The sequence below is a fragment of the Geodermatophilus sp. DF01-2 genome, assembly GCF_004571065.1.
In the GTDB taxonomy this organism is placed as follows: Bacteria; Actinomycetota; Actinomycetes; order Mycobacteriales; family Geodermatophilaceae; genus Geodermatophilus.
On sequence record NZ_SPQN01000002.1, the window covers coordinates 109,275 to 135,220 of the forward strand.

30 protein-coding genes are annotated in these 25,946 nt (G+C 71.5%); 17 read left to right on the forward strand and 13 right to left on the reverse strand.

Annotation, left to right across the window (positions count from 1 at the left end):
- Positions 1–29: 29 nt before the first annotated feature.
- Positions 30–422: a hypothetical protein gene (locus E4P41_RS01440; protein ID WP_135139091.1), complete on the reverse strand. Its 393-nt coding sequence runs from the start codon at positions 420–422 to the stop codon at positions 30–32.
- 384 nt (positions 423–806) lie between these two features.
- On the opposite strand from E4P41_RS01440, the gene E4P41_RS01445 reads away from it, so the two are divergent.
- A complete protein-coding gene (locus E4P41_RS01445) occupies positions 807–1,586 on the forward strand; it encodes an enoyl-CoA hydratase/isomerase family protein (protein ID WP_135139092.1) in 780 nt (259 codons plus the stop codon).
- A gap of 78 nt (positions 1,587–1,664) precedes the next feature.
- Here the strand turns inward: E4P41_RS01445 and E4P41_RS01450 are convergent, their stop codons facing one another.
- The gene (locus E4P41_RS01450) at positions 1,665–2,504 is read right to left on the reverse strand and encodes a siderophore-interacting protein (RefSeq protein ID WP_135139093.1); all 840 of its coding nucleotides are present in this window, start codon (positions 2,502–2,504) and stop codon (positions 1,665–1,667) included.
- Positions 2,505–2,813: 309 nt separating this feature from the next.
- Here E4P41_RS01450 and E4P41_RS01455 point away from each other — a divergent pair, with 309 nt between their 5' ends.
- The 10 genes from E4P41_RS01455 to E4P41_RS01495 all read left to right on the forward strand — a co-directional run bounded on the left by E4P41_RS01455 (position 2,814) and on the right by E4P41_RS01495 (position 10,313).
- Positions 2,814–3,629: a hypothetical protein gene (locus E4P41_RS01455; protein ID WP_135139094.1), complete on the forward strand. Its 816-nt coding sequence runs from the start codon at positions 2,814–2,816 to the stop codon at positions 3,627–3,629.
- 3 nt (positions 3,630–3,632) lie between these two features.
- Complete coding sequence (locus tag E4P41_RS01460; RefSeq protein WP_135139095.1) at positions 3,633–4,169, forward strand: phage holin family protein; 537 nt, start codon at positions 3,633–3,635, stop codon at positions 4,167–4,169.
- A 41-nt stretch (positions 4,170–4,210) separates the two neighbouring features.
- Positions 4,211–4,879, forward strand: coding sequence for a DUF3618 domain-containing protein (locus E4P41_RS01465; RefSeq protein ID WP_135139096.1), 669 nt, complete (start codon positions 4,211–4,213; stop codon positions 4,877–4,879).
- Between the two features lie 224 nt (positions 4,880–5,103).
- Positions 5,104–5,250: a hypothetical protein gene (locus E4P41_RS01470; protein ID WP_245177041.1), complete on the forward strand. Its 147-nt coding sequence runs from the start codon at positions 5,104–5,106 to the stop codon at positions 5,248–5,250.
- Entirely contained in the window at positions 5,247–6,512 is a 1,266-nt protein-coding gene (locus E4P41_RS01475; protein ID WP_135139097.1) for an ATP-binding protein, read from the forward strand. Before E4P41_RS01470 ends, E4P41_RS01475 begins: the two co-directional genes overlap by 4 nt.
- A gap of 231 nt (positions 6,513–6,743) precedes the next feature.
- Positions 6,744–7,349, forward strand: a complete 606-nt coding sequence (locus E4P41_RS01480) for a TasA family protein (protein WP_135139098.1) — start codon at positions 6,744–6,746, stop codon at positions 7,347–7,349.
- 32 nt (positions 7,350–7,381) lie between these two features.
- Positions 7,382–8,149: a signal peptidase I gene (locus tag E4P41_RS01485; RefSeq protein ID WP_135139099.1), complete on the forward strand. Its 768-nt coding sequence runs from the start codon at positions 7,382–7,384 to the stop codon at positions 8,147–8,149.
- On the forward strand, positions 8,146–8,859 hold the full coding sequence (locus tag E4P41_RS01490; RefSeq protein ID WP_167760870.1) for a response regulator: 714 nt from the start codon (positions 8,146–8,148) through the stop codon (positions 8,857–8,859). Before E4P41_RS01485 ends, E4P41_RS01490 begins: the two co-directional genes overlap by 4 nt.
- 177 nt (positions 8,860–9,036) lie before the next feature.
- Entirely contained in the window at positions 9,037–9,642 is a 606-nt protein-coding gene (locus tag E4P41_RS21855) for a TasA family protein (RefSeq protein ID WP_135139098.1), read from the forward strand.
- Between the two features lie 32 nt (positions 9,643–9,674).
- Positions 9,675–10,313 carry a hypothetical protein gene (locus E4P41_RS01495; RefSeq protein ID WP_135139100.1) on the forward strand — a complete coding sequence of 213 codons (639 nt, stop codon included), beginning with the start codon at positions 9,675–9,677 and terminating at the stop codon, positions 10,311–10,313.
- Between the two features lie 112 nt (positions 10,314–10,425).
- On the opposite strand, the gene E4P41_RS01500 is transcribed toward E4P41_RS01495, so the two are convergent.
- Entirely contained in the window at positions 10,426–11,124 is a 699-nt protein-coding gene (locus tag E4P41_RS01500; protein ID WP_135139101.1) for a response regulator transcription factor, read from the reverse strand.
- 459 nt (positions 11,125–11,583) lie between these two features.
- Here E4P41_RS01500 and E4P41_RS01505 point away from each other — a divergent pair, with 459 nt between their 5' ends.
- The gene (locus E4P41_RS01505; RefSeq protein WP_135139102.1) at positions 11,584–11,877 is read left to right on the forward strand and encodes a flagellar FlbD family protein; all 294 of its coding nucleotides are present in this window, start codon (positions 11,584–11,586) and stop codon (positions 11,875–11,877) included.
- Between the two features lie 118 nt (positions 11,878–11,995).
- Complete coding sequence (locus E4P41_RS01510) at positions 11,996–12,340, forward strand: hypothetical protein (RefSeq protein ID WP_167760871.1); 345 nt, start codon at positions 11,996–11,998, stop codon at positions 12,338–12,340.
- 7 nt (positions 12,341–12,347) lie between these two features.
- On the opposite strand, the gene E4P41_RS01515 is transcribed toward E4P41_RS01510, so the two are convergent.
- The 3 genes from E4P41_RS01515 to E4P41_RS21860 form a co-directional block, all read right to left on the reverse strand.
- Positions 12,348–13,877, reverse strand: coding sequence for an aldehyde dehydrogenase family protein (locus E4P41_RS01515; RefSeq protein WP_135139104.1), 1,530 nt, complete (start codon positions 13,875–13,877; stop codon positions 12,348–12,350).
- A 28-nt stretch (positions 13,878–13,905) separates the two neighbouring features.
- The gene (locus tag E4P41_RS01520; protein ID WP_135139105.1) at positions 13,906–15,072 is read right to left on the reverse strand and encodes an FAD-binding oxidoreductase; all 1,167 of its coding nucleotides are present in this window, start codon (positions 15,070–15,072) and stop codon (positions 13,906–13,908) included.
- A gap of 108 nt (positions 15,073–15,180) precedes the next feature.
- Entirely contained in the window at positions 15,181–15,330 is a 150-nt protein-coding gene (locus tag E4P41_RS21860) for a hypothetical protein (RefSeq protein ID WP_167760872.1), read from the reverse strand.
- A gap of 482 nt (positions 15,331–15,812) precedes the next feature.
- On the opposite strand from E4P41_RS21860, the gene E4P41_RS01525 reads away from it, so the two are divergent.
- The 3 genes from E4P41_RS01525 to E4P41_RS01535 all read left to right on the forward strand — a co-directional run bounded on the left by E4P41_RS01525 (position 15,813) and on the right by E4P41_RS01535 (position 17,028).
- Positions 15,813–16,049, forward strand: coding sequence for a ribbon-helix-helix protein, CopG family (locus E4P41_RS01525; RefSeq protein ID WP_135139106.1), 237 nt, complete (start codon positions 15,813–15,815; stop codon positions 16,047–16,049).
- Positions 16,046–16,468, forward strand: a complete 423-nt coding sequence (locus tag E4P41_RS01530; RefSeq protein ID WP_135139107.1) for a PIN domain-containing protein — start codon at positions 16,046–16,048, stop codon at positions 16,466–16,468. Before E4P41_RS01525 ends, E4P41_RS01530 begins: the two co-directional genes overlap by 4 nt.
- Before the next feature lie 362 nt (positions 16,469–16,830).
- Positions 16,831–17,028 carry a hypothetical protein gene (locus E4P41_RS01535; protein ID WP_135139108.1) on the forward strand — a complete coding sequence of 66 codons (198 nt, stop codon included), beginning with the start codon at positions 16,831–16,833 and terminating at the stop codon, positions 17,026–17,028.
- Here the strand turns inward: E4P41_RS01535 and E4P41_RS01540 are convergent.
- A complete protein-coding gene (locus tag E4P41_RS01540; protein ID WP_135139109.1) occupies positions 17,009–18,217 on the reverse strand; it encodes an XRE family transcriptional regulator in 1,209 nt (402 codons plus the stop codon). The genes E4P41_RS01535 and E4P41_RS01540 overlap by 20 nt on opposite strands.
- Positions 18,214–19,017, reverse strand: a complete 804-nt coding sequence (locus tag E4P41_RS01545; RefSeq protein WP_135139110.1) for a hypothetical protein — start codon at positions 19,015–19,017, stop codon at positions 18,214–18,216. Before E4P41_RS01545 ends, E4P41_RS01540 begins: the two co-directional genes overlap by 4 nt.
- 192 nt (positions 19,018–19,209) lie before the next feature.
- Here E4P41_RS01545 and E4P41_RS01550 point away from each other — a divergent pair, with 192 nt between their 5' ends.
- Entirely contained in the window at positions 19,210–19,725 is a 516-nt protein-coding gene (locus E4P41_RS01550) for a hypothetical protein (RefSeq protein WP_135139111.1), read from the forward strand.
- Here E4P41_RS01550 and E4P41_RS22530 read toward each other — a convergent pair.
- Genes E4P41_RS22530 through E4P41_RS01565 form a run of 5 tightly spaced genes read right to left on the reverse strand, consistent with a single transcriptional unit; the run spans position 19,713 to position 25,813 of the window.
- On the reverse strand, positions 19,713–20,009 hold the full coding sequence (locus E4P41_RS22530) for a hypothetical protein (protein ID WP_209307464.1): 297 nt from the start codon (positions 20,007–20,009) through the stop codon (positions 19,713–19,715). The two genes, E4P41_RS01550 and E4P41_RS22530, sit on opposite strands and share 13 nt — an antisense overlap.
- A complete protein-coding gene (locus E4P41_RS01555) occupies positions 20,006–22,336 on the reverse strand; it encodes a hypothetical protein (RefSeq protein ID WP_209307465.1) in 2,331 nt (776 codons plus the stop codon). Before E4P41_RS01555 ends, E4P41_RS22530 begins: the two co-directional genes overlap by 4 nt.
- The gene (locus E4P41_RS01560; protein ID WP_135139112.1) at positions 22,333–23,040 is read right to left on the reverse strand and encodes a SprT family zinc-dependent metalloprotease; all 708 of its coding nucleotides are present in this window, start codon (positions 23,038–23,040) and stop codon (positions 22,333–22,335) included. Before E4P41_RS01560 ends, E4P41_RS01555 begins: the two co-directional genes overlap by 4 nt.
- Complete coding sequence (locus E4P41_RS22535) at positions 23,037–23,678, reverse strand: hypothetical protein (RefSeq protein ID WP_209307466.1); 642 nt, start codon at positions 23,676–23,678, stop codon at positions 23,037–23,039. The genes E4P41_RS01560 and E4P41_RS22535 overlap by 4 nt, the downstream gene beginning before the upstream one ends.
- A complete protein-coding gene (locus E4P41_RS01565; protein ID WP_209307467.1) occupies positions 23,609–25,813 on the reverse strand; it encodes an HsdR family type I site-specific deoxyribonuclease in 2,205 nt (734 codons plus the stop codon). Before E4P41_RS01565 ends, E4P41_RS22535 begins: the two co-directional genes overlap by 70 nt.
- Positions 25,814–25,946 lie beyond the last annotated feature (133 nt).

Sequence of the window (25,946 nt, forward strand, 5' to 3'; positions counted from 1 at the left end):
GTTCGCAGGTCTCGGCGGAGGGGCGGACATCAGCCGCCGGCGGTGCCGACGCGGCCACCGAGGCCCGAGCCGATGCCGCCGGTGACCCGCGTGCCGGCGTCGACCCGGCCGGTCGGGGGCAGTCCGGCGCGCTGGCGGGCGGCGGTGTCGGCGGGGTTGATCCGGGTGCCCCCGCTGGGCAGCACGGTGCCGACCGGCAGGCCGGGGCGGAAGGCGCCCAGGTAGAGGAAGAAGAGCCCGGGACCGCGGTAGTCGTCGTCGCAGAAGTCCTCGTCGACGATCTCGCCGTCCTCGTTCGTGCAGTAGGCGACCTGCTCCTGCTCGTCGTCCTCCCCGGTGCCACACCCGGCGAGGAAGCCGGTGGCCGCGGTCGCCAGCACCGTCGTCGTCAGGGCGCTGCGGACGCGGTTGGAGACCGCCATGCGTCCTCCCGGGTCGAGGGGCGTGTCGACCGACCCTAGAGCGCCGGGCGCCCGGGGCGGTCCCGGCCCGGCGCCCGAGCGCCGGATCCGGCCGCAGCCAGTACCGTTCGGACGCCAGGCCCGTATCCGTGGGAAGGCGCCGATGTCCGCTCGGCGACCACCCGAGATCGCCCAGGTGGCCAGCGAGACCGGCGCAGGACGGCTTCACCACGGTCCTGGCCGCGGCCGGTGACGCGGTCGAGGCGCGGTTCGCGATGTCCGACGTCGACCGGGAGGTCTTCGGATCATGAGGTCCAGCGAGGGCGCCGGCCTCGGCACGTCGAGCGTCCGGGACCGCCGCGGGGGCGGGCTCGAGGGGGCCGGAGGCTCACGATCGGGCCGAGGATGAGCGACTTCCTGCGCGTGGACACCGACGGTGCGGTCGCCGTCCTCACCATCGACCGGCCCGAGAAGCGCAACTCCATGACGGCGGGCATGTGGGCGGCGCTGCCCGAAGCGCTCGCCGGCCCCGCCGGCGACCCCGCCGTCCGGGTGCTCGTGGTGACCGGGGCGGGCGCGAGCTTCTGCGCCGGCGCCGACATCGCGGACCTGCTCGGCGGCCCCGACCGCGAGGACCCGATGGCGGCGCTGCGCCGGGACAACCTCGCCGCCCAGGCGGCGCTGCGGGAGTTCCCGAAGCCGACGATCGCGATGATCCGCGGCCACTGCATCGGCGGCGGGGTGGAGCTGGCCACCTGCTGCGACCTGCGGGTCACCGACCCGACCGGCGTCTTCGGCGTGACGCCGGCGAAGGTCGGCATCGTCTACACGCCCGAGTCGACCAAGGCGCTGCTGGACCTCGTCGGACCCGGGATGACGAGGTACCTGCTCTTCAGCGGCGAGCTGGTCGACGCACCGATCGCGCTGCGCGCCGGCCTGGTCGACCGGCTGGTCGACGCGGCGGACCTGGAGGACGAGGCGCACCGCCTCGCCGGGGTGCTCGCCTCGCGCTCGGCGCTCACCCAGCGGGCGGCGAAGGAGATCGTGGCCGCGCTGGGCGCCGGGCGGGACGGACAGGCCGAGGCCGGCCGCTGGTACCGGGAGACGATCGCCGCTGGCGAGCTGGCCGAGGGCGTCGCCGCGTTCGCCGAGCGCCGTCCGCCGCGCTTTCCCTGGACCGGCTGACGAAGGACCCCCTGTTGGCGAAGGACCCCCCTCGCAGGGTCGGGGACGCCCGGGAGGAGGCCGGGAGGGCGTCCTCCTTCAGGCGACGGCAGCCCGCTCGTCGGCCTCCACCGCGGCGTTCCACTCCGCCTTCTCGGCGCGCCAGCCCTCGTCGGTGCGGCCCAGCCGCCAGTAGCCGGACGCCGAGAGCCGCTCGCGCGGCACCAGTCGCTCGGCCCGCAGGAACCGGCGCAGCTCCCGCACGGAGCCGGCCTCCCCGTGGACGAAGGCGTGCACCGAGCCGGCGGGCAGCGCGGCCTCGCGGACGGCGGCGACGAGGGCCTCGCCCGGCAACCCGGCGCGGTGCACCCAGGTCAGCTCCACGCCCGGCGGCACCGCGAGCGGTTGCTCCTCGGCGGCGTCGGCGACCTCGACGAACACCCGCGCCACCACCCCGGCGGGCAGGCGGTCGAGCGAGGCGGCGATCGCCGGGAGCGCGGTCTCGTCGCCGGCCAGCAGATGCCAGTCGACGTCCCCGCTCGGCGCGTAGGCCCCCCCGGGGCCCAGCAGCTGCACCAGGTCGCCCGGTCGCGCGGCGACCGCCCAGGGGCCGGCCAGCCCCTCGTCGCCGTGGACGACCACGTCGATGACGAGCTCCCCGGCCACGGCGTCCCAGGCCCGGACGGTGTAGGTGCGCAGGCACGGCCACAGCTCCCGGGGATGCTCGGCCTGCACCGCCTCCATGTCGAACGGCGCGGCGTACGGAGCGCCGGACGGCGGCAGCACGAGCTTGACGTAGGCGTCGGTGAACGCGGAGGTGAAGCCGGCCAGGCCCTTCCCGCCGAGCACCACGCGGACCAGGTGGGGAGTCGGCCGGGAGGTGCGCAGCACGGTGGCCAGCCAGGGGCTGCGCGGGCGGCGCGGGGCCTGGTCGGCCATGGCGGAACTCCTCGACTCGGACGGCAGAGAGGAAAGCCTGACCTTAGTCCGCCGTGTCCGGACGGAGGCCGCCGCCGGCACCCGGGAGCTCACGTCGTCTCCCGCCCGGGCGTTCGTACCGGTTTCTGCTGCGATGCCGCCCACCCCTCCGGCGACGCGACACGACGATTCGGCACCCGTACCGCCCGCGCTCCCGTGGCCCCCGGCGCACGCGCACACGGGTCCGGGACGGCCGTCCGCGGGGCATGTGTGGGTGATCGTTTGATGGGTACCGCCCGGTCCGACCATGACGTTTGCCGAGGAGGAACGATGACTCACTCCATCGACACCCCGTTCCCGCCGCCGCCCTCCCCCGGCACCGGCGCCACGAGCGGGACCACGACCGCCCGGACGACGGACTCCCCGTCGACGGGTGACGTCGCCAAGGGCGAGGCCCGCAACGTGGGCCAGACCGCGAAGGAGGCGGGCAACCAGGTCGCCTCGACCGCCACCGACCAGGCCAAGGGGGTCGCCCAGGAGACCAAGCAGCAGGCGCAGGACCTGGTCCAACAGGGCCGCACCCAGCTGCGCGAGCAGGCCGTCTCCCAGCAGCAGAAGGCCGCCGAGGGCCTGCAGGGCCTGGCCTCCCAGCTGCGCGGCATGGTGGAGGGCAACGAGCCCGCCCCGGGCCCGGCCCGCGACCTGCTCGAGCAGGCCACCGGCAAGGTCGAGGAGTTCGCCGGCTGGCTGCAGAACCGCGAGCCGGCCGATCTGCTCGACGAGGTCCGCTCCTTCGCCCGCCGCAAGCCCGGCACGTTCCTCCTGGGCGCCGCCCTCGCCGGCGTCGTCGCCGGCCGGCTCACCAGCGGGGTGAAGGCCGCACACAGCGACTCCGGCTCCTCGAACACGGGCGGGCAGTACCGGGACAGCTACGCGCAGACCAACTACGTCGACCCGGCGCCGGCCTACTCCGGCTACGGCGAGACGAGCACCGGCTACAGCGGCACGGGCACCACGAACACCACCGCCGGCGCTCCGGTCCCGCCGCCGCCGTACGGCACGGTGCCGCGCGCGGGCGCCGCCGTTCCGCCGACCACCCCGGCCGGCTGGGACGACCCGGCCCGCCGGCCCGGTCAGGGGGTCTGAGCGATGAGCTCTCCCTACTCCGGCGCGACGCCGGTCGGATCGCCCCAGGGCCAGCCGGACCCGTACGGCCAGGGCAACTACGCCGTCGCTCCCGACCAGGACCAGACCTACAACGAGCACAGCGGCGCCATGGGCACCCCCACGACCGCCACCGGCCGCCCCGACATCGAGGGCGCGTCGGTGGGGCAGCTCTTCGGTGAGCTCGCCAAGGACCTCTCCACCCTGATGCGCCAGGAGGTCGCCCTGGCCAAGGCCGAGCTCCAGGCCGAGGCCAAGAAGGCCGGCAAGGGCGCAGGCATGCTGGGCGCAGCCGGCTTCGCCGGCTACATGGTGCTGCTGTTCCTCTCCTTCGCCCTGTACGCGGCCCTGGCCAACCTCATGGACGCAGGCTGGTCGGCACTGATCGTCGCGATCCTGTGGGGCGTCATCGGCGCGGTCGCCTTCTCCGTGGGCAAGAAGAAACTGCAGCAGGTGAACCCCAAGCCCGAACGCACCGTGGACTCCCTGCAGGAGGTCCCCGGCGCCCTCAAGCCCCACTGACCCGCGGCCCTGCGGCCCTCTCAGACATCGGAGTACGGAACATGACCACGAGCAACGACCCCGAGGCCATCCGGCGGCAGATCGAGCAGACCCAGCGCGAGCTGAGCTACGACGTCGACGCCCTCAACGAGAAGGTGAACCCGTCCCGCGTGATGGACCGGCGGGTCAGCGCGGCCAAGGGGCGCTTCGGCCGAGCGCGGGATCGGGTGATGGGCAGCGCCCAGGACACCCGGTCGTCGGCCCAGTACCGCACGCAGAACGCCGCCGGCACCGTGCAGGGCAAGGCGCACGGCGCCGCCGAGTCCGTGCAGGGTGCCGCGCAATCCGCGGCACAGACGGTGCAGCAGGCCCCGGACACCATCACCCGGCAGACCCAGGGCAACCCGATGGCCGCCGGCCTCATCGCCTTCGGCGTCGGCTGGCTGGTCTCCAGCCTCATGCCGGCGTCGGAGAGGGAGCGGCAGCTGGCCCAGCAGGCCGAGTCCGCCGTCCGCGAGCACAAGGACGAGCTCCTCGCCCCGGCCAAGCAGGCGGCGCAGGAGATGCGGGAGGAGCTCCAGCCCGCCGCCGAGCAGGCGGTCCAGGAGGTCAAGTCCAGCGCGCAGGACGCCACCCAGACCGTCAAGGACGAGAGCCAGTCCGCGAAGCAGGACGTCCAGGGTCAGGCCCAGCAGTCCCGCCAGACGGTGCAGAGCCAGTCCGGCAGCTGAAGAAGGGCCTCCCTGCCCCCACCGCTCGCAGGCTCGCGGCGGGACCCCACAGGGAGGCCGCTGCGCCCCTCACCGCGCCCCGCCGGGTCCGTCCCGGCGGGGCGCGGTGCTGTGTGCGGCCGGTTCCCCTGTTGGGGTGAGGTCGGGGCTCCCGCGCTGCAGAGCGGAGCAGGCAACGCCGAAGTCGTGCGGGACGACGCCGCCGCAGCGAGGGAGCCCCGACCGTGCCGACCGCCCCGCCGCGCGTCCTGGTCGCCGACGACGTGGCGCGCGGGCTCGTCGCCGGCGCGGAGGCCCACCTGGCCAAGCCCTTCTCGGTCGCCGGGCTGGCCGTCCGGGTGCGCGAGCTGGCCACCGGGGCGACGCGATGACCCTCGACTCGCCGAGCACCGCCGAGGCCCCGCCCGCCGGCGCCGACGTCGCCGCCCTGGAGGCCGAGGTGCTCCGCCTGCGCGCGGAGAACGCCGCGCTGCTGGCCCAGATGCAGCACCGGGACGGCGAGCTGGAGATCGCCACCCGGATGCTTCGGGCGCGGGCGCGGACGATGACCAGTGTCATCGACGCGGTCACCGAGCAGTCGATCATCGGCACCGACGTCGACGGCGTCGTCCGCGTCTGGAACCCGGGCGCCGAGCGCATGCTGGGGCTGCCGCGCGCCGACGTCGTCCGCACCCGGTCGATCACCGACTTCCACCTGCCCGAGGAGCTCGAGGAGGCCGGCGGCGGGCTGGCCGCCCTGGTGCGCACGGCGCGGGAGCAGGGCAGCGACGTCCGGGACTGGACCTACGTCGCCGCCGACGGCGAGGAGCTCACCGTCTCGGTGGCGGTGACCCCGCGCACCGACGACCGCGGCGTGCACGCCGGCTGGAACTTCGTCGGCACCGACATGACCGAGGCGCGGGCGACCGAGCGGATGAAGGACCAGTTCGTGAGCCTGATCAGCCACGAACTGCGGACGCCGCTGACCTCGATCCTCGGCTACCTGGAGCTCGTCCTGGACGACGCGGAGCTGACCGAGGACCAGCGGCGACATCTGAGCACCGTCGAGCGCAACGCCCAGCGGCTGCTGCGGCTGGTCGGCGACCTCCTCTTCACCGCCCAGGTGGACGCCGGCCGGTTCAGCCTCCAGCCCGAGGACGTCGACCTGGCCGCCGTCGTCCGCGCCGCGGAGGAGACCGCTCGGGTGACCGCCGCCGCGACGGGCGTCGAGATCGTGCTGGCGGTACCCGAGGACGGCCTGGTCGTCCACGGTGACGCCGTCCGGCTGGGACAGGCCTGCGACAACCTGGTCTCCAACGCGGTGAAGTTCACCCCGCACGGGGGCCGGGTCACCCTCGCGCTGCGCGCGGCGTGGCGCACGCCCGGCGGCGCGGTCGCCGACGAGCCGCGGGACGACGCCGTGCCGGTGGCCCGGCTGACGGTGAGCGACACCGGCGTCGGCATCCCCGCCGGTGAGCAGGGGCAGCTGTTCGCCCGCTTCTTCCGCGCCTCCACCGCCCGGCGCTCCGCGGTGCCCGGGGTCGGGCTGGGCCTGGCGATCACCCGGGCCATCACCGCCGCGCACGGCGGGACCCTGGAGCTGGCCAGCGTCGAGGGCCGGGGCACCACGTTCACCCTCACCCTCCCCCGCTGAGGTCCGCGGCCCCCGTGCAGGTAGAAGGGCCCCGCCCTCCTCACCCCTCGCGAGCTCGCGGCGAGCCTCTGGACGAGGCCTGGCGCGAGCTGGCGAGCGGGGGGCGAGGGGGTCCTTGGTCTTGCGGATCTCTTGCGGTGGGCGGGTGGGTGGCCTGCGGTTGGGGCCGCAGTCTCGTTCCTGTCGCCGGATCACCCCGATCCCGGCCGGACAGGCAGGAGAGCACCCCCGATGAGCACCGACCGCGCCGGCACCACCCGCAAGGTCTTCGGTTCCCTGGCCGTCATCGGCACCGCCGCCGCGGTCGCCGGCCTGGGCACCTTCGGCACGTTCACCGACTCCACCACCCCGGTCTCGGCCGAGCTGACCTCCGGCACCGTCTCCATCGACCTCGCCCAGCCCGCCGCTCCGATCCCGGCCACCACCACCGGCCTGCTGCCCGGCGACACGCTCTCGCGCACCGTCACCCTCACCAACGACGGCAACTCCCCGCTGTCCTCGGTCACCCTCGGCGTCACCACTCCCACCGCCGGCATCCTCACCACCGACACCGTCCACGGCCTGCAGCTGTCCCTGACCTCCTGCTCGCTGCCCTGGACCCAGAACGGCACCACCGCCCCCACCTACACCTGCAGCGGCACCACCACACCCCTGAGCTCCGGCCCGGCCGTGGGCCACCACGCCATCGACGGCGCCGCCAGCCTCACCCCCGGCGGCGCGGACAACCTCCTGCTCACCCTCGCCCTGCCCGAGAGCGCCGACAACCGCTTCCAGGGCCAGACCAGCACCCTGAACCTCACCTTCTCCGGCATCCAGCGCGCCGCCACCACCCGCTGACCGCCCGACCCCCGAGCCGACCGGAGCTCCCCATGACCACCGCCCTCCCCCTGCCCCACCCGCGGGCAGCCGCCACCCGGCTGCTGCCCTCGGTCGGCACCGCCCGGCACCTGCTGCGCCCGGTGCCGGCCTTCCTGGGCCGTTGGGCGGTCCGGGCCCTGGTCGCGCTCGCCGTGGTGGCCTTCGCCGTCCTGGCCGCCGGCCCCCACCTGCTCGGCTACCGCACCATGACCATGCTCACCGCTTCGATGGCCCCGGCCATCGACCCCGGCGACGTCGTCATCACCACCCCCTTGGCCGTCACCGACGTCACCGAGGGCATGGTCATCAGCTACCACATCCCCATCGACGACCACCGCGTCGTCACCCACCGCGTCACCGACGTCACCCACGCCCCCGACGGCACCGTCACCGTCCAGACCAAGGGCGACGCCAACGACCACCCCGACCCCTGGACCGCCGTCCTCCAGGGCGACACCGCCTACCAGGTCCAGGCCGTCATCCCCGAGGCCGGCCACCTCATCACCGCCCTGCGCACCCCCACCGTCAGCCACGCCCTCGTCTACGGCGTTCCCGCCCTGCTCGCCGCCTGGCTCCTGCTCACCATCTGGCGTCCGGTCGCCGGCGCCGACGGCGAGAGCGGCACCGGTACCGACGAGGCCGGCCACCCCGTCAGCGCGCCGCGCACCGCTCTGGTCAGCCGGCTGGCGGTGTACGGCGCCGCCGCCCTCCTGTCCGGCTGGCTCCTGCTGGGGACCTGGCGCCCGGTTGCCGGGACCGACGAGGAGGCACAGCCGTGAGCAGCCGCACCGTGGACCTCTCCTCCCGCCTCGCGCAGCGTCCGGTGCCGACCGCCCTCGTCGTCGACGCCGACGCCGCCGACCGCGCCCTGGTCGCCGGGCTGCTGCGGCTCACCGGGTGGGACGTCCGCGAGGCCGCCGGCACCCGCGAGGCCCTGGCCCTGGCCCGCCGCCTGGACCTGGACCTGGACCTGGTGGTCACCGACCTGGCCGGCCCGGCCGGTGAGGCACCGGCCCTGCTGCGCCGCCTGCGGTTGGTCGGCTGCCGGGCGCACCTGCTGGCCGTCGCCGCGGACGCCGCCCCACACGAGCGGGCCGCCGCGCTCGAGGCCGGGGCCCTGGCCTGCCTGCCCAAGCCGGTCGACGCCGGCCTGCTGCTCGGTCTGCTCCGCCGCCGGACCGCCGGCCCACGGGGGACGGCGTCCGACGCCGGCGACCCGCCGGGCGAGGACGTCGACGCCGAGCTGATGGACCGGCTGCAGCAGCTCTACGCCGCCGCGCTTCCCAGCCGGCTGACCGCCATCGCGGACGGTGCGCGGGCCGGGGACGCCCCGGCCCTCGCCCGGGCATCGGCCACCCTGGCCGGCACCAGTGCGCAGCTGGGCCACCCGGAGGTCGCCGCGGTCTGTCGGGCGATCGCGCAGGACGCACGGCGCGGCGTCCTCGCCCACGACCTGGTCGTCGAGCTGGCCGCCGTCGCCGGCAGCTGAAAGGGCCCCGGTCCCCTCCCGAGGCTCGGCGCGAGCTGGCGAGCGGGGGGCGAGGGGGTCCTTGGTCTTGCGGATCTCTTGCGGTGGGCGGGTGGGTGGCCTGCGGTTGGGGCCGCAGTCTCGTTCCTGTCGCCGGATCACCCCGATCCCGGCCGGACAGGCAGGAGAGCACCCCCGATGAGCACCGACCGCGCCGGCACCACCCGCAAGGTCTTCGGTTCCCTGGCCGTCATCGGCACCGCCGCCGCGGTCGCCGGCCTGGGCACCTTCGGCACGTTCACCGACTCCACCACCCCGGTCTCGGCCGAGCTGACCTCCGGCACCGTCTCCATCGACCTCGCCCAGCCCGCCGCTCCGATCCCGGCCACCACCACCGGCCTGCTGCCCGGCGACACGCTCTCGCGCACCGTCACCCTCACCAACGACGGCAACTCCCCGCTGTCCTCGGTCACCCTCGGCGTCACCACTCCCACCGCCGGCATCCTCACCACCGACACCGTCCACGGCCTGCAGCTGTCCCTGACCTCCTGCTCGCTGCCCTGGACCCAGAACGGCACCACCGCCCCCACCTACACCTGCAGCGGCACCACCACACCCCTGAGCTCCGGCCCGGCCGTGGGCCACCACGCCATCGACGGCGCCGCCAGCCTCACCCCCGGCGGCGCGGACAACCTCCTGCTCACCCTCGCCCTGCCCGAGAGCGCCGACAACCGCTTCCAGGGCCAGACCAGCACCCTGAACCTCACCTTCTCCGGCATCCAGCGCGCCGCCACCACCCGCTGACCGCCCGACCCCCGAGCCGACCGGAGCTCCCCATGACCACCGCCCTCCCCCTGCCCCACCCGCGGGCAGCCGCCACCGGCCGCTGGGCGGTCCGGGCCCTGGTCGCGCTCGCCGTCGTCGCCTCCGCCGTCCTCGGCGCCGGCGCCGCGAACGCCACCTTCTCCGACTCCGTGGCGCTCCCGGCGATGACCGTCGGCACGGGCACGGTGGCCCCGGCCACCGACGTCACGGTCGAGACCACGTGCCGCACGACGACGACGGTGGTCAAGCGGACCTACCGCGTGAGCCCGGGAACGGGGGCCACCACGCTGATCGCCTACAGCCTGACCTCGAGCACCGTCACCAGCACGAGCAACGTCGAGAGCGACGAGACGACGACCACGTGGTCCAAGCCCACGGAGTACACGACCACGCAGACCGTCCAGGACACCGAGCTGTACGCGACGCTGAGGTGGCAGCCGAGCACCTCGACCCGGGTCACCGGCTACCGCATGACGGCGCACACCACGTACGGCCCCTACCCGATGGGTGAGACCGGCCCGACGACCACCCGGATGTCCGCGCGGTACGACGCCGATGTCGTCGACTACGGCGCGCAGCTGTCGATCGACACGCTGACCGACTACGGCTGGACGGCCACCTCGGACCTCAGCAACGTCGTCACCTGCTGACCGCGGCCCCCTGCAGGGACCCGACGCCGGCCCCGTCCAGGGCACCGCCCCGAGCGGAGCGAGGGGTGGGGAGGACGGGGTCCTTCCACGGTGGGGACAGGGGGGTCCTTGCTCAGGCGACGAGCCGGTAGCCGACCCCTCGCACGGTGCGGATCTCCGGCGAGGAGAGTCCGGCGGCCTGCAGCTTGCGGCGCAGGTTGGACATGTGTGCCTCGACCAGGCGGACGCTGCCCTCCCAATCGGTCTGCCAGACCTCGCGCAGCAGCGTCTCGCGCTGCAGCACCCGGCCCGGCCGGGACGCCAGCGCGGCGAGCAGGTCGAACTCGGTGCGGGTCAGGTCGACGACGGCGCCGTCCACCCGGACCTCGCGGCTGTCCTCGTCCACCTCGAGCTCGGCCAGCCGCAGCACCGACTCCTCGACCGGCGCGGGACGCGGGGCGGGGATGCGCGGCCGGCGCAGCATCGCCTGCACGCGGGCGACCAGCTCGCGCGGGGAGAAGGGCTTGGCCATGTACCCGTCGGCGCCGACGGCCAGCCCGATGAGCAGGTCGACCTCCTCGGCGCGGGCGGTGAGCATGAGGACGTAGCACTCGCTCTCGGCGCGGACCTGCCGGCACACCTCGGTGCCGTCGGCGTCGGGCAGGCCCAGGTCGAGGACGACGACGTCGGGTGCGGCACGCCGGACCTCGACCAGCGCCTCGGCGCCGGACGCGACCGCGCGGACGTCCATCCCCGCCTTGCGCAGGACCGTGCAGACCAGCTCCCTGATCTCCTCGGTGTCCTCCACGACGAGCACGGACTGCTCGGGCACGACCTCTCCTCCTCCGGGTGTGGACCGACGCCGGCGGGGGCCGGACGTCACCTGACCGGGTGATCGGCGCCGTCCGTGCCGGGCTTGAGCGGGGCCCGCCGGCCTCACCCGCAGGGAGGAGGCGTCAGCCGGCCCGCCGGTGCAGCTCCACCGCCGAGAACGCCACGCCGACCCGGCCGGTGGGCCACGAGCACCTCTCCCGCCCGCTCGGTCAGCAGCGCCACGGACGCCGTGGCCGCAGCCCATCTCGAGCGCCCGCTCCCCCGTTGCGCGGCGACCACACCGGCGGCCCAGGCCGGACGCTCGGAGGGAGCGACGGCGGCACCGTAGGGGCTCACCCCGACGGGGCGGACGCCGTCCCGCCCGGCTCAAGGCCGGGACGGGCGGCGTCGAGACCATCCGCGCCCCACTCCGAGGGCGCCCCCGGGGCCCGCTGCCCCGCCCAGCAGGAGGACCGCCATGATCGGCCTCACCCGCCGCACCGGCGAGCACTGCCGCCTGGACCCCGACCACATCGAGCGGGTCGAGGCGGGATCCGACACCGTCGTCGTCACGACCGACGGCAGCTCCTACTGCGTCCGCGAGACGGTGGACCAGATCATCGTGAAGGTCCGCGAGGACCGCGCCGGCGTGATCGCGGCCTGCTACGTGCTCGACCGCGGTGAGGACGCCGACCCGCAGGGCCTCGGCCGCCGCGACCTCCCACCCGAGGCGCACGGCCCCGCACCGGTGATCCCCATCCGGCTGCCGTAGCCGCACGGCCGTTGCTCCCCCGGAGGGAGGGCAGGGGTCGGCTGCGCACTCAGGGTGCCCGTCGGCCCTGCCGATCCCCTCTGCGGAGGCCACCGACCACCGAGCGAGGGAGCCGCACGTGATCATCAGCGCCCGGGCGACGCCCGCCGGGGACATGCAGGTGTACAGCGAGGTGGCCCAGCTGCTCGACCGCCGGGCGGCGCTGAAGCACCCGCCGTTCAGCCTCACCGTGTCCGATTCGGTCGCCCTCGGCATCGCCCGCATGTTCCGCAGCCGGTCGCTCTCCGGTGAGGTGCTCGACCGATTCGCCGCCGGGGGGTCGGTGGACAGCGACGAACTCGTGGAGGCCGCCCGCTTCGAGCAGGACTTCGCCTCACCCGAGGGCTACGCCGCACTGCGGTGTCTCGTCCTCTGGGTCCACAACCGGACGCACCGCTCCGAGCAGCGCACGCGGGTGGAGTGACCGCCGGTCAGACCGTGAACTCGACCCCCTGCGCGAGCGGCAGCTCGCCCGAGTAGTTGATGGTGTTCGTCGCCCGGCGCATGTAGCTGCGCCACGCGTCCGAGCCGGACTCCCGGCCGCCGCCCGTCTGCTTCTCGCCGCCGAAGGCCCCGCCGACCTCGGCGCCCGACGTCCCGATGTTGACGTTGGCGATGCCGCAGTCGGAGCCGTCGGCGGCGAGGAACCGCTCGGCCTCGGCCTGGTCGGAGGTGAAGATGCTCGACGACAGACCCTGGGGGACGTCGTTGTTCAGCGCGACCGCCTCCGCCAGCGTCCGGTACGGCATGACGTAGAGGACCGGCGCGAAGGTCTCCTGCCGCACGATGTCGGTCTGCTCCGGCATCCGCACGATCGCCGGTTCCACGTAGTAGGCGTCCGGCGCCTCGTCCGCGAGCCGGCGGCCGCCGCCCACGACGACCTCGCCGCCCTGCTGGCGCGCGGCCTCGAGGGCGTCGTGCATCGCCTTGTACGCGGCGTCGTGGATCAGCGGGCCGACGAGCGTCCCCTCCGCGATCGGTGAGCCGATCGGCAGCCGGCGGTACGCGGCAGCGAGCCGCTCGGTGAGCTCGTCGACGACGTCGACGTGGGCGATGACCCGGCGCATCGTGGTGCAGCGCTGTCCCGCCGTCCCGGCCGCGGCGAAGACGACGCCGCGGGTGGTGAGGTCCAGGTCGGCCGAGGGCGTGACGATCGCGGCGTTGTTCCCGCCGAGCTCCAGCAGGGACCGGCCGAAGCGGTCGGCCACGCGCGGCCCGACCGCGCGGCCCATGCGGGTCGACCCGGTGGCGCTCAGCAGGGCCACGCCCGGGTGGTCGACCAGCGCCTCCCCGACGTCGGCGCCCCCGACGAGCACCTGGCTGAGGCCTGCCGGCGCGCCGTTCTCGGCGATCGCGCGGTCGAGCAGGGCGGCGGCGGCCAGGGCGGACACCGGGGCCAGCTCCGACGGCTTCCAGACCACAGGGTCGCCGCAGACCAGGGCGATCGCGGTGTTCCACGACCAGACGGCCACCGGGAAGTTGAAGGCGCTGATCACCCCCACGACGCCCAGCGGGTGCCAGGTCTCCATGAGCCGGTGGCCGGGGCGCTCGGAGCTGATCGTCCTGCCGTAGAGCTGGCGGGAGAGACCGACGGCGAACTCGCAGATGTCGATCATCTCCTGGACCTCGCCGCGGGCCTCCGAGGTGATCTTCCCGACCTCGAGACTGACCAGGGTGCCGAGGTCCTCCTTGTGGTCCCGGAGCAGCTCGCCGAAGCGGCGCACCAGCCCGCCGCGGACGGGCGCGGGCACCGTCCGCCACGTCCGGAACGCCTCGCCGGCGCGGGCGATCGCGCCGTCCACGTCGGCCGCGGTCTGCCCGCGGACGGAGCACAGTGGTGCCCCGTTGACCGGCGACGTCACCACGTGGTCCCCCGCGTGCGCGTCGAGGTCGACGCCACAGCGGCGGGCGGCGTCCTGCGCCCGACGACGGAGGTCCTCGGCACTGGGCAGGCTGGTCACGGGTGGCTCCCTGGGGTCGGTGTCGTGCTCAGACGACGTTCAGTTCGGGTCGCTGGTCCGCGCCCGTGAAGCGCTCGGCTCCGAGGCCGGAGACGTCGACGAAGGGTTCCTCGCCGAGGTGGAGGTCACGGACCACCTCTCCGACGGCGGGCCCCATGAGGAAACCGTGTCCGGAGAAGCCGGTCGCGTACAGGAACCCTTCCACGCTCTCGGCGCGGCCGATCAGCGCGTTGGAGTCCGGGGTCATCTCGTACAACCCCGCCCAGCCGCTCGCGATGCCGATCCCGGCCAGCGCCGGTGCCCGCCGCTCGATCACCTCGCCCAGTCGCGGCAACCACGCGTCGGACCGGGTGAGCGTGAACCCGGGGGTCTCCTCGGGGTCGGACATGCCGAGCAGGAGCCCCTTCCCCTCGCCGTGGAAGTAGAAGCTCGTCTCGAAGTCGATGGTGAACGGCGTCTGTGGGTCGAGGCCGGGGACCGGCTCGGTGACCAGCACCTGGCGACGCAGCGGGGTGACCGGCAGGTCGACGCCGGCCCACGAGCCGACCTCGGCCGACCAGGCGCCGGCGGCGCAGACGACGGTGTCTGCCCGGATGGTCCCGGACTCGGTCCGCACGCCCACGACCTGCCCGTCGCGGACGTCGATGCCGGTGGCCGGGCAGTGCGGCAGCAGGGTGGCCCCGGCCCGGCGCGCCGTCGACGCGTAGCCCGCCACGACCGACTCCGGGGTGCAGTGGCCGTCGGTGGGCGAGTACACCGCAGCGAGCAGCCCGTCGGTCTCGACGAGCGGCGACAGCCGCCGGGCCTCGTCGACGGTGGTCATGCGGCTCGGGACGCCGAGGTCGTTCTGCAGGGCGACGCCGGCCTCGAAGGCGGCCACGGCCTCCGGCGTGCTGAGCAGGAACAGGTACCCGACCTGGTGGAGGTCGATCTCCTGGCCGAAGCGCGCGGGGAAGTCGCGGAACGTCTCCAGGCTGCGCGCCCCGAGCGCGATGTTGACGGGGGCGGAGAACAGCGCGCGGACGCCGCCCGCCGCCTTGCACGTCGATCCGGACCCGAGGGCGCTCTTGTCCAGGAGGACGACGTCCCGGACCCCGGCCTGCGCCAGGGAGCATGCCGAGCTGAGCCCCACCACTCCCCCGCCGATGACGACGACCGAGGCGACGGACGGGGGCGGACGCCGGGGAGCGGGCATCACGGTCCTTCCGGGATGGGGACGACGGGGCGCACTCCACCCCATGCTGAGGCCACCGGAGGCCCCGCACCATGGCCGGGTCGACGACGACCACGTCTCTCCGGCTGCTCACGCCAGCGGCCTCCGCATCACCTGCGAGGTCGCGGCGTACCCCGACCTCTCGTCAAGCCGGACCGCGGAGCCGTTCGACGAGAAGACGTCGAGACGGATCTCGGTGGCACCGGAAGCGGCCCTCGCCTCCGCCTCGATCTGGCGCATGGCTGCTCCGCGCGCCCCCGGCCTCGGTGCAGCGGATCCATGCAGAGATCCCAGACCCACCCGTAGCGGTCGCCGTCGTGCTCCCGCACGCCCAGCCACACGCGGCCCACGCGATCAGGACCGACGGTCACCGTCCGCAGCAGGGTGAGCGGGTCGTCAGCCCTGTCGGCAGGAGAGCCTCCACGTCGCGCGCGGCGCGTCGACGGGCCTGCTCTCAGGACATCTCTCCGGAGCTCGCCGCACCGCCGGCGTAGGTGTCGACGACCAGGTCGACGAACTCGTGCGCGGCGAGCGGACGCAGCGCCACTCTCGGCACCGGTGCACCCTCGCACGCAGCGCCGGGCACTGACCGACGGCCGGACCGGCGCCCAGTTCCGGCGACGACCCGGGGGCGTCGTCCCCGCGGGAGCCGACGCCATCGCGGGACGGTCGTCGCCCATCGTCGGTCCATCAGCTTGGCAATACCGGGTATACTGGAGCCTGTGGCCAAGGTGATGGTGTCGCTGCCCGACGACCTCCTCAGAGCGGTCGACGTCGAGGCAGACCGCCGCGGGACGACCCGGAGCGGGCTCCTGCGCGAGCTGGCGGAGGAGACACTGCGCCGACGGAGCGCCCACCGCGCCGAGCGGATGGCCGAGATCAGCCACCGGACCGAGGCCATCATGGGTCACGGCGGAAACGTCGCCGGACTCGTCAAGTCGACTCGGCCCGAGCAGTGAACCTGTGGCTCCTGGACGCCAGTGTCCTGCTGGCGAGCGAGGACCCGGACGACGAGAACCACCACGACGCCACTCGCCTGCTCGAAGGTAGCGATCCACTCACCACCCTGGATCTCGCCTACTACGAAGTGACCAACGTGGCAGTGCGTGCCTGGCGGGACCTGCCAGCGGCGCATCGCCTTCGCGAGCGGGTAGAGGCTGTGGCCGACGACGGCGGACTCGCCCGCGCCAGCCCCGCGCTCCTCGCGGACGCGGCAGCTGTCGCCGATGAGCACGGCATCTCCGTCTACGACGCGGCCTACGTTGCGGCGGCCCGTGCATCCGGTAGCGAACTCGTGAGCTGCGACGTACGCGACCTGGTGTCGCGCGGACTCGCACGCCTCCCCGGCGACGCTCTGGCCGCCCATCCCGGCTCCTGAACAGCGGCATCGTCGGCACGGTGCGCAGCGATCGACGCGCACGTCGCTGAACCTCGATCCACCGTTGATCTTGGCTGAGGGGACTCGAACCCCTGACCCCCACACTGCCAGGCCGTCATGATCGCATTCATGGCGGTTCGTTGCAGTTCCATAAGCCGTGTGACCGGCGGATAAATACGGCCGCGCACGGCTACGAATAATCATGAACGCGGCAGAACTGCAACCGCAGCGAGCGATCCACCTGCCGTTCGCCGGCGCGGGGGCGCCGTCATGTCTCGAGGAAATCCGGTGGTCGCCGAGCCAGCGAGCCTGACGGCGGAGGCCCATCAAGACAGCGGCACTGCGATCCCGACCGCCCGCGCGTGCGCACCGCCCGCCTGCTCGACGCCGAGCAGGTCGAGGAGCTGCTCGCCCGCTACCGGGCGGCAGCGACGGTTTTCAAACTCGGCGGGCACTTTGGCATCGACCGCCGGACGGTCGGCGCCATCCTCAAGCGCAAAGGCATTCAGACTCGCGGGCCCGGAGGCAGATGGAAAGCGATCAGCATTCCTCCGACCTGATTTGCTGCCGCTCCAGAAGCGACGCAACCCGGCCGCCGGTACGTCGGTCATCCTGACCGCGGGTGTCCGCGGCCGCAGGTTGCGCGCTTTCGGGCACGCGGGCCGTGACGGTGTGGAAGAGATCGACCGGCACCCGACACTGCTCGATCAGCCGCGCTTCGTCGATCCCCTCCTGCGCAAGCAGGTGGATGGCCCCGGGAAGCAACGACGGCTGTTCGATGGCACTCACCAGCCCGGGCTCATCGCGCCGCCAACCACGGTTTGAAATGTGGATCATGGCGTTGCGGTACGAGACGTCGCTAAGACGGCCGAGCCAACGTGCGCGATAAAGCAGGGCCTGCATGCTGACGCCCCACTGTTCCTTGAGCCGAGCCAGCGTCCGCCAGACGTTGCCGCCCATCGTGGCCGGCAGGAGGTCGCGAATCTGCTCGGCGGGCATCAGCAGTTCGGCGGCGAAGCGATGGGCCTGGTCCTCAACGATCCGACCGCCCGGCTCGGCATCGCTGTGCATCACCAGATGGCCGAGTTCGTGTGCCACATCAAACCGTTGGCGGTAGTAGTCACGTTTGATCGGGTTCAGAACTACGACCGAGCGCAGCCGACTCTCGAAGGAGTAGGCATCGACTGACGCAGTCTGCGGCGGACTGAACACCACCAGCCCCCCGTGGTTTTCCAGCAGCCGGACCATGTGCCCCGCCGGCCCGGAGTCCATGCCCCACTCCTCCCGGACGAGCCGCGCGGCCCGCTCCGGACCGTCGCCACCGCGGTCGTCGACCGCGACAGGAAGGCTCGGCACATCTGGGCCCGGGAACTCGACGTGCTTCTCCAGGCTGGTGGCAATGTCCACGGCCAACTGCCCGTAGGCGAAGGCTTGGTCCCGGGCGAGCTGGCTGGTGGAGCGCAGCGAACGGAAGTGTGGCGTGGTACTCAGGGCCGCCACGTCATCCGGCCGCACCACGAAGAATCCCGGCTCGACACCGAGGCTCAACGCGAGCTGTGCCACCGTGGCGGCTGTCGGCCGCTTGGCTCCTGACTCCCAGGCCCCCACGGCGGTTGGGCTCTTCTCGATCAGCGTCGCGAGTTCGCTCTTGCGAAGTCCCGCCAGGTGTCTAGCCAGCGTTAGGCGGGCTCCGTCGAAAAAGGCGACGACAGCGGCCGCCTGTTCGGTCGTGGACGTACGAGGGCTCACCGGTCCCCATTAGAGCGGTCGCGAGACTGCTTGTCCGCCTCACGACGCAGGCGCACAGGGGCGTCTGGCACGGCGTTAGGCCCGGTGGGCAGCGGGGCATCGTCGGTGCGGCGTCCGCCATCGGCCGGCGGCGCGGTCAGGAGGTCCTGCCGCCAGTGCCAGGCCTGACCACCGCCCGTGTTGAGGCGAGGTCGTCCGAACGCCAGCTCCATCTGCTGGCTGAGCGGGTCGAGACTGTGCGCGACCACGAAGGTCGCCAGGTCCAGGTCGAACTCGGCGGACAGGGCAGCTTCCAGGCCGCCAACCTCCTCGTCGGCAAGACCCTCGAATAGCGATGGCTGCGGCGGCTCAGGATTGCGCTGCCGGGCGACCCGCTGCTTCGTGGGGCTCTTCTGCGGCCACGGCAGCTCGTCGAGCTTGCCGAAAACGGCCGACGCCAACAGGAATCGGCGTGCGCCATGCGCCCAGCCGGGGCTGCCGTTCAGGTTGGAGCGGCGCACCAAACCGGGCTCCAACTTCGGCATGGTGCGGATGTCCTGGTCGGACAGCTCGGCGTACAGCAGGTCCAGGTCAGCGTCGTCGTTGCCCGAACTCACGGCGTAACGCTCGCAGGCGAACACTCGGTCCAGTCGGTTACGGAACAGCGTGAACCGGGTGTTGCCCAGCCAGGCTGCGTCATGCCCGTCACCCTCAGAGAAGGTCTCGAGGGACCGGGTGGTGGCCGAGACGTACGCCCAGCGCAGGCCGGCCAGGATCTTGACCTCGCCGATCTCTCCGATAACGTCCTGCTGTTCGCTCACGGACCAAGAGCTACATCATCAGCAGTAATTTCTGCGTCAGGCTCAACCGTGCGGCGTGTCGGCCGGCGCCGGCTGCACCGCTCGCCCCTCAGTACCCCACACGCTGCCACGAGCCACCGGAGGGTAGACGTAGCCAAGTTGACCGAGGAACAGAGAGCCCAGCGAGCGGCCGCACGTCGTCGGAGCGCTGCCTTGGCGGCCGAAGAGGACGCCCTCCGACAGGAGGGCAAGCGGCAGGAGTGGGACGCCAACGGCACCCGGCTCGCCCGCGACGAGATGGAGGCCGGCGTTCCCTGTCGCGGCTGCGGCCAGCCGATCATCGACGGGCTCGGCGACTGGCCGCCGCTCATGAAGCTGACCGAGCAGGAGAAGCGCGAGTACGACGCCGCCCAGGCCGACTTCGCCGCCCGCCACAGGGACTGCCGTGGCCATCGCTGGAGCATGTCGGGCTCCCGGGCACTGCACTGCGGCTACTGCTGCCCGCCGCCGCCGCTCAGCGAGCGGCAGCTGGAGAGGCTCAGCACGCTGCTCCGCGCAAGCCGACCGGATCCGGCGGAGCTACGGACGTGGCGCCTGACCCTGACCTGCGACCACGTCATCGACGTCCAGCAGCACAAGTCGCACGGGCAGTGGACGACCAACGTGCGGCACTGCCCCACCTGCGATCAGACCCGCGGAGTAGTCACCGCCGAACTTCAGAACCCGTAGAGGTGCTGCCGCGCGTTGAAGGCCGTCGGGCCGCCTTCCAGCAGGTTTTCGGCCAGCGAGCGGATCTTCGCATCATCAAGCGAGCCGACGCCTTGCTCGGCGGGCCAACCGTGTTGACCGTCTCCCTCCAGCGCCACGATGAGCTCGGCATCCCCAAGTACCGGCACATTTGCATTGTGGGTACTGGCGATGATCTGGCGCTCCCCCTTTAGCTCCCGCAGCTTCTGCACGATCCCGTCGTAGACAAACCGGTTGTCGAGATCATCTTCCGGCTGGTCGATCACGAGCGGAGCGCTCGACGCTCCGAGCAGCAGAAGGAGCAGCGCGGTTGCACGCTGCCCCTTGATAGATCCTCAAGACTCCGATACTCGCGCGCCCCCGAGCCTGCCGCTATGTCGAGCTGGACATCAACCGCCTGCCCGACACTCAGCTCTTCGAGCTCCCGAAACAAGGGCTCCCCAGCAGCCAGCAGGCTGGCCGCCTGCGCGCCCTTGACATTGAACTTCTCCTCAAGTTCTTCCACACTAACCCGCGCGGCCGCCACGAAGGCTCGCGGCGAGAAACCCTCCGAGTCAATAGCCGCCATTATCTGGGTACGGGCTCCCTTGACTCCGCGCTCGACCACGGCCTTGATGTGCCGACGGTCCGGTGCCGCGACCGGCCGGACTATCACAACGCCCTTCGTAGCGGAGTTCGCCGACCTGATGGCCTCATGGAGCTCCTCCAACCGCTTGCCTTCGTTGGTAGCGAGCTCACCTAGAAGTTCGCCGCGCTGCCCCGACAACTCGGAAAGCGTCTTGACGATGCCTTCACGTCGCTGGGCCTTGGCCTTCAGCGTGTCCAGCGCCTTCGTCGTGGCCAGATATTTGTCGGGATCATGGCCATCCTCAACGAGCTTGCGGAGGACCTCCGCGTGGCCGGCCCGCTGCGGTTCCGTCGAAGCCTTCCACTCCGCTTCCGCAGCTTCGATTGCCTGAACCGCCTCCTGCACGGCCGCATCGGCGGACGCCTGCAGTCCAGCCAGCCTCTCGCTCAACGAGCGCGTCGCGGCTGTCACCTTTTCCAGGACAGGCTTCTGCGGAGACTCGTCGACGGCTTCGATGGGCGCGGTCAGCGATGCGACCACCTGCTGGTCCCCAAGCGGTTGGAGGATGCTACGCACATTCGCGACACGCTCGTTCGCCTCCGTGAATACTCCAGAGTCACGCTCAAGCCTCTGCAGCTCTGAGAGTCGAGTGGGTAGGTCGGTCGCCGTGTAGTGCGCGACATGTTCTTCTAGCCTGGGAATATCCGCGAGCTCTTCCTCCAGGTCATCCCGGCCCTTTTCTGCTCGCTGCAGCTTTTCGCGGTTCTCCGCGAGACGGCCGACGATCCGGTCGTGCTCAGCGTCCGGACCAGTGGCGCCCGCAAACCGCTCCAACATGCGGGCGACACTCGCCTTGTCGTGCGCGAGTTCGGCCAACTCGTGCTGTCCAAATATCTCGACGGTTCCTATAACGTCGGCTGGCAGAAGGTTCGTGGACGATCCGCTGGCGTCGCGAACTACAGGGAGGTTCGGGACGGAGCGCTCGATCGTGTACCGATGCGGAACCGGGGAGATCGTTTCGACCTCGAGCCGCACTGTCGTCCCGGACCGCAATACGCCCGACACGATCGCCGCGTGGTCGCGCTTGGCTTCCTGGCCGAGCGCATCAACACCCAGCACATATCGCAGGCTTTCGATGACCGTAGACTTGCCTGTTCCGCGTCCCCCGATCAATGCGGTCAAGTCGGGAGATAGCGGGACTGTGACGCCGTCGAGAAACCCGCCGACCCAGGAGATCTGACGGATCAAGGGTCGTGAAGTAGATCGAGGATCTTCAACAGCAATCCGGGTGGACGGGGTCCGCACGGCCAACTTGAGGTTCTCCAGGCGCGTTGAACTGACCTTGAACCAAGTCGCCGCTCCCCTAGATTCCAGGGCGTTTGGGTGCGTGACGTCATCGGCGAAGATGACGGAGAGCGGGTGCACTCGGTCGTAGGGCTTGCGCCCGGCACAGACGGCTTCCTGGTCAGGCGCGGCCGACGACTCGGGCGTGACCGCGATGGCATGCAGGTCAGGGTGGGTCACCATGTTGACGAGCGGAGGTCCCGAGCGCCCAGTGAGCATGCCGCCGTTCGCAACATTCACGTGGGCCGGGATGACCAGGGCGCCCCGCTCGTCCATCTTCCGCAGGATGTCTGCGAAAGGCTCACCCGCCGTGCCGTTGGCGCAGCCGGGTGTGCCACCACACACCCCAATGGCAGCGTTGACGTCGGCGAGGTCCGTGCCTGCCTCGAAGATGACCAACAGGTGGACACCTTCAGCAGAGTTTGCTTCGAAACCGGGCAACGCAACTATGTCGCGGGCCGCAGCAGCATCGATCAGTGATCGCGCAGTATTGACGCACCAGTGATCGGTTATGGCGATGAGTTCTATGCCTTGGGCCGCGCATCGGTCGAGTAGTGCGTTGTTGTACTCGTCCTCACTTTGGAAAGCGTTCGCTGGCGCCGCGCGTCCGTTGTAGGCGTAGGGGTTCACCTGAAGCGCGGCACGTATCCACCGCGCGCCGGCGCCGTGACTTGTGGTCATCGCGTTTCTCCAAACCACAAGCGAGCCCCTCGCTGTGCCAGCTCGTCCTTGTTCCCCTCGTAGTCCGGCATCGCACGCGTGAGGAGCTGCCAGAACGCTGGCCCGTGGTGCGGCTCCCGGAGGTGGGCCAGCTCGTGGACGAGGACGTAGTCCACCAGAGCTGGCGTGAGCTGGAAGGTCGCCCAGTGCAGCCGCACACGCCCCTGAGCGGAGGCGCTACCCCACTTGTGTCCGAGATCGGCCACCGAGATGGCTTCCGGCTCGACGCGGAGCCTTTCGGCCCACGACCGGGTGCGCGGCTTGAGCCACGCCTCCCCTCGCCGGCGGTACCACTCGATGATGGGCTCAGCGCCCGCGTCGGCTTTCACTCGCGGAAGCACCAGGCGCCCGCGCTCCAGCCGCACGTCGGTCGCGTCGTCTGAGAGCTGTAGTCGGTGGCTGCGGCCGAGGTAGGAGAAGCCCTCGCCGTCCACCATCTCCTTGGTGACCGGCTCGTGTTGGAGGGCCTCCTTCTCGGAGAGCTTGCGGTAGACCCAGGCCCGCTTGGAGATCAGGAACTGCTCGAGCTCATCGGGGGCCACGTCGCTGGCGGCCCGCAAGCAGAGCGAACCGTCTGCCTCGATCGTGAGCCGGGCCTTGCGACTGCTCCCGGCCCTCTCGACAGGGACCCGGATGCCATCGAGGTGGAGGACCAGCGCGTTCACGATGCTCTCCCGCAGCCTACCCGCTCGGCGATCAACGGCTGGTTGGCCTTGGCCAGCTCCATGAGGCGGTCCGCGATGGCGGCTTGGTCCTCGAACGGGAACAAGTCGCGGTCGTCGAGGGTGTGGATGAGTTCCTTGCGGAGGTCGTCTTGCGCAAGCGGGTTGTGCCAGAAGCGGACGATGCCGGCGTGGTCGACGATCTCGACCACGATCCGCTCGGAGAGGTAGACGAGGTCGATTCGGACTTCGTCGGGTAGATCGGCGCCGGTCGCGAACTCGGCCTCCAGCAGGCCGTAGAAGCGAGCCACGAGCGGGTCGTGGTGGACGGAGTCCTTTTCGACCTCGTCGGTGGCGTCTTTGAGCAGCTCTTCCAGCGCGAGCGTGAGCTCATCCCACTTGCCCGTGAGCCCCTTGAGGATCTCGTCAAGCCGCTCGGAGAGCTTCGTGTAGCGGGCCGGGTCTTCGTCGAAGTTCTTCCTGATGTGGAACCGCAGGGCGTGTTCCATCTCCGACGCCTTGGCCTTGGCTGACGTGAGGCCCTTGACCTTGGCGAGGAAGTCGGGATCGGTCACCGACACTGGAGGGATCTTGGTGGTGATGTCCAGGGCAGTGACGTGCTCATCGATGAGCGCGCGCACCTTTCGCCGTAGAGGGACGGGTCGAAGTCGCCGAGCCCGTCGTCGCGGTAGCGGCGGCGTGCCACCTTCTGGATGACCCCGAACCGCTTGGCGTCGGGTACGAAGGGCAGCGCCTCCGGCCGCGGGAGGACGGTGTCGAGGGTGCTGAGGAACTGCTTGAGCAGCACACCGAAGCGGGCACGCAGCGCCTCATCGGCGAGCACCTCAACGCACGCTTCGATGTCCTCGTCCGCATCGAAGGTCTCGATGCCTGCCTGGGCGAAGACGGCGACCACGCGGTGGTGCCGGTCCCGCAGCTTCGGCACTTCGTCCTTGATGGACGCCAACGCGCCGACCGCGTCTTCGGCGTCTTCCGGCGCGTACGCCTGCAAGGCGCGCTGGAGGTGGGCACCGACGCCGAAGTAGTCGACGAGGAGTCCTGCCTGCTTGCCCGGGGCTGTCCGGTTGACGCGGGCGATGGCCTGCAGCAGTTCGGCGTCCTGGACGAAGCGGTCGAGATAGAGCGCCTGCTCGACCGGGGCGTCGAACCCGGTCAGCAGCATGGTTCGAACGATCAGGAAGGCGATCGGGCTGGTCTGCTCGCCGGCCGGCCCCAGCGGCTTCTTGAAGTCGGCGATGACGGCGTCCTGACGCGCCTTGTCCGTCCACTGAGCCCATGTGGGGTCGTCGTTGTGGCTGCCGGAGATCACCGGGACGAACTCGAGGTCGCGGATGAGCGGGAGATGCGGGAGCGCTCGCACCAGCACCTGGGTGCGGCGGTCGAGCGCGTCGATATCCACGCTGCCGTCGGACGCTCCGGCCACGAGATGGTCAGGTAGCGCGCTGATCTGACCGACGAGGTCGTCACGTGCCTCGAGCAGTGCTGTGCGGTACCGGACCGTCGCCAAGCGGCTGGTCGCTGCGAGCTGGGCCTTGAAGCCGCCCGGCAGGACGGTGGAGACGTAGTGCCACAGCATGGATCGGGCCTTGGCGGCGATCAGCTTCGGCGCTTCCAGGACCGCGCCCGTCGTGGCGTACCGCGCCTTAAGCTTCTCCAGCTCATCTGGTGTGTGCTGGTCGAACATGTCCTCGAAGAGCTCATCGAGGTCGCTTCCGCCGGCCACGGCTCCCTTCGCCGTACGCCCCTCGTAGAAGATCGGGACGACGGCGCCATCGCTCTCGGCCTGACGGATTGTGTACTTGTCGATGAAGTCGCCGAAGATCGCTGTGGTGCGCTTCTTGCCCTCGCGCATGATCGGCGTACCGGTGAAGCCGACCTTGGCGGAGTTGGGCAGCGCAGCCATCAGGTTGGCGTGCAGGGTCGAGGTCTGGGAACGGTGCGCCTCGTCGACCAGGATCACGATGGTCTCGTCGGTATTCAGGACACCCAAGGGCTCCTGTGACTCATCGTCGGCGAGCTGGACGTCCTTGTCTTCGGCCTGCTGCGCGTCGGTGTCGCGGTACTTCTGGATCATCGCGAACACCAGGGCCGGCCCCTTCTCGGCCAGCACCTTGCGGAGCTTGCTTGCCTTCCGGGCGCGCTCCACACCCTCGCCCGAGAACTTGGCGGTCTCGGCAAGCTGCTTTTCCAGGTCGGTGCGGTCGGTGACAACCACGACCTTGAAGGCCCGCAGCACCGGATCCGAGCGCATCGCCCGGACGAGAAAGACCATGGTGAGCGACTTCCCGGAGCCCTGGGTGTGCCAGATCAGCCCACCGCGGCGATCACTCTCGCCGTCCTGTTGCCGGGTTTTGCCCGTGCGCAGTCGCCGCAGCGCCCGGCCGACCGCGCGGTACTGCTGATACCGCGCGACGATCTTGACGCGCTTGCCGCCGGCCTCCGTGAACAGCGTGAAGTGCCGAACGACGTCCAGCAGGTTCGCGGGGCTGAGCATGCCGGCGACCAGCAGCTCCTGACCCGACAACTGCGCCACCGACTTGCCAAGCGACTGGGCAAGATCATCACGCGACAAGGGAGCGGGATCTCGCCACTCCAGGTAGTGCTCAGCCCCGGCCGTGAAGGTGCCAACCCGCGCCCTGTCCCCGTACGTGGAGACGACGAACTGGTTGGTCCAGAAGAGTTGCTCGTTCCCCTCCGGCGCGCCCAGGCCACGCTGGTTGGCGTACCGGCGGAGCTGGTTGATCCCCTCCGCCATCGGGTCTGAACCGTCCTGGAACCGATGGAGGGTGGCGATCAGGCCACCTCACGGCGTGAGGCGATGGAACTAGCATACTCCATTTCCTTCTCGATGGGCGGCATGTTGCCGATCGAGGAATGGAGTCTTTCGG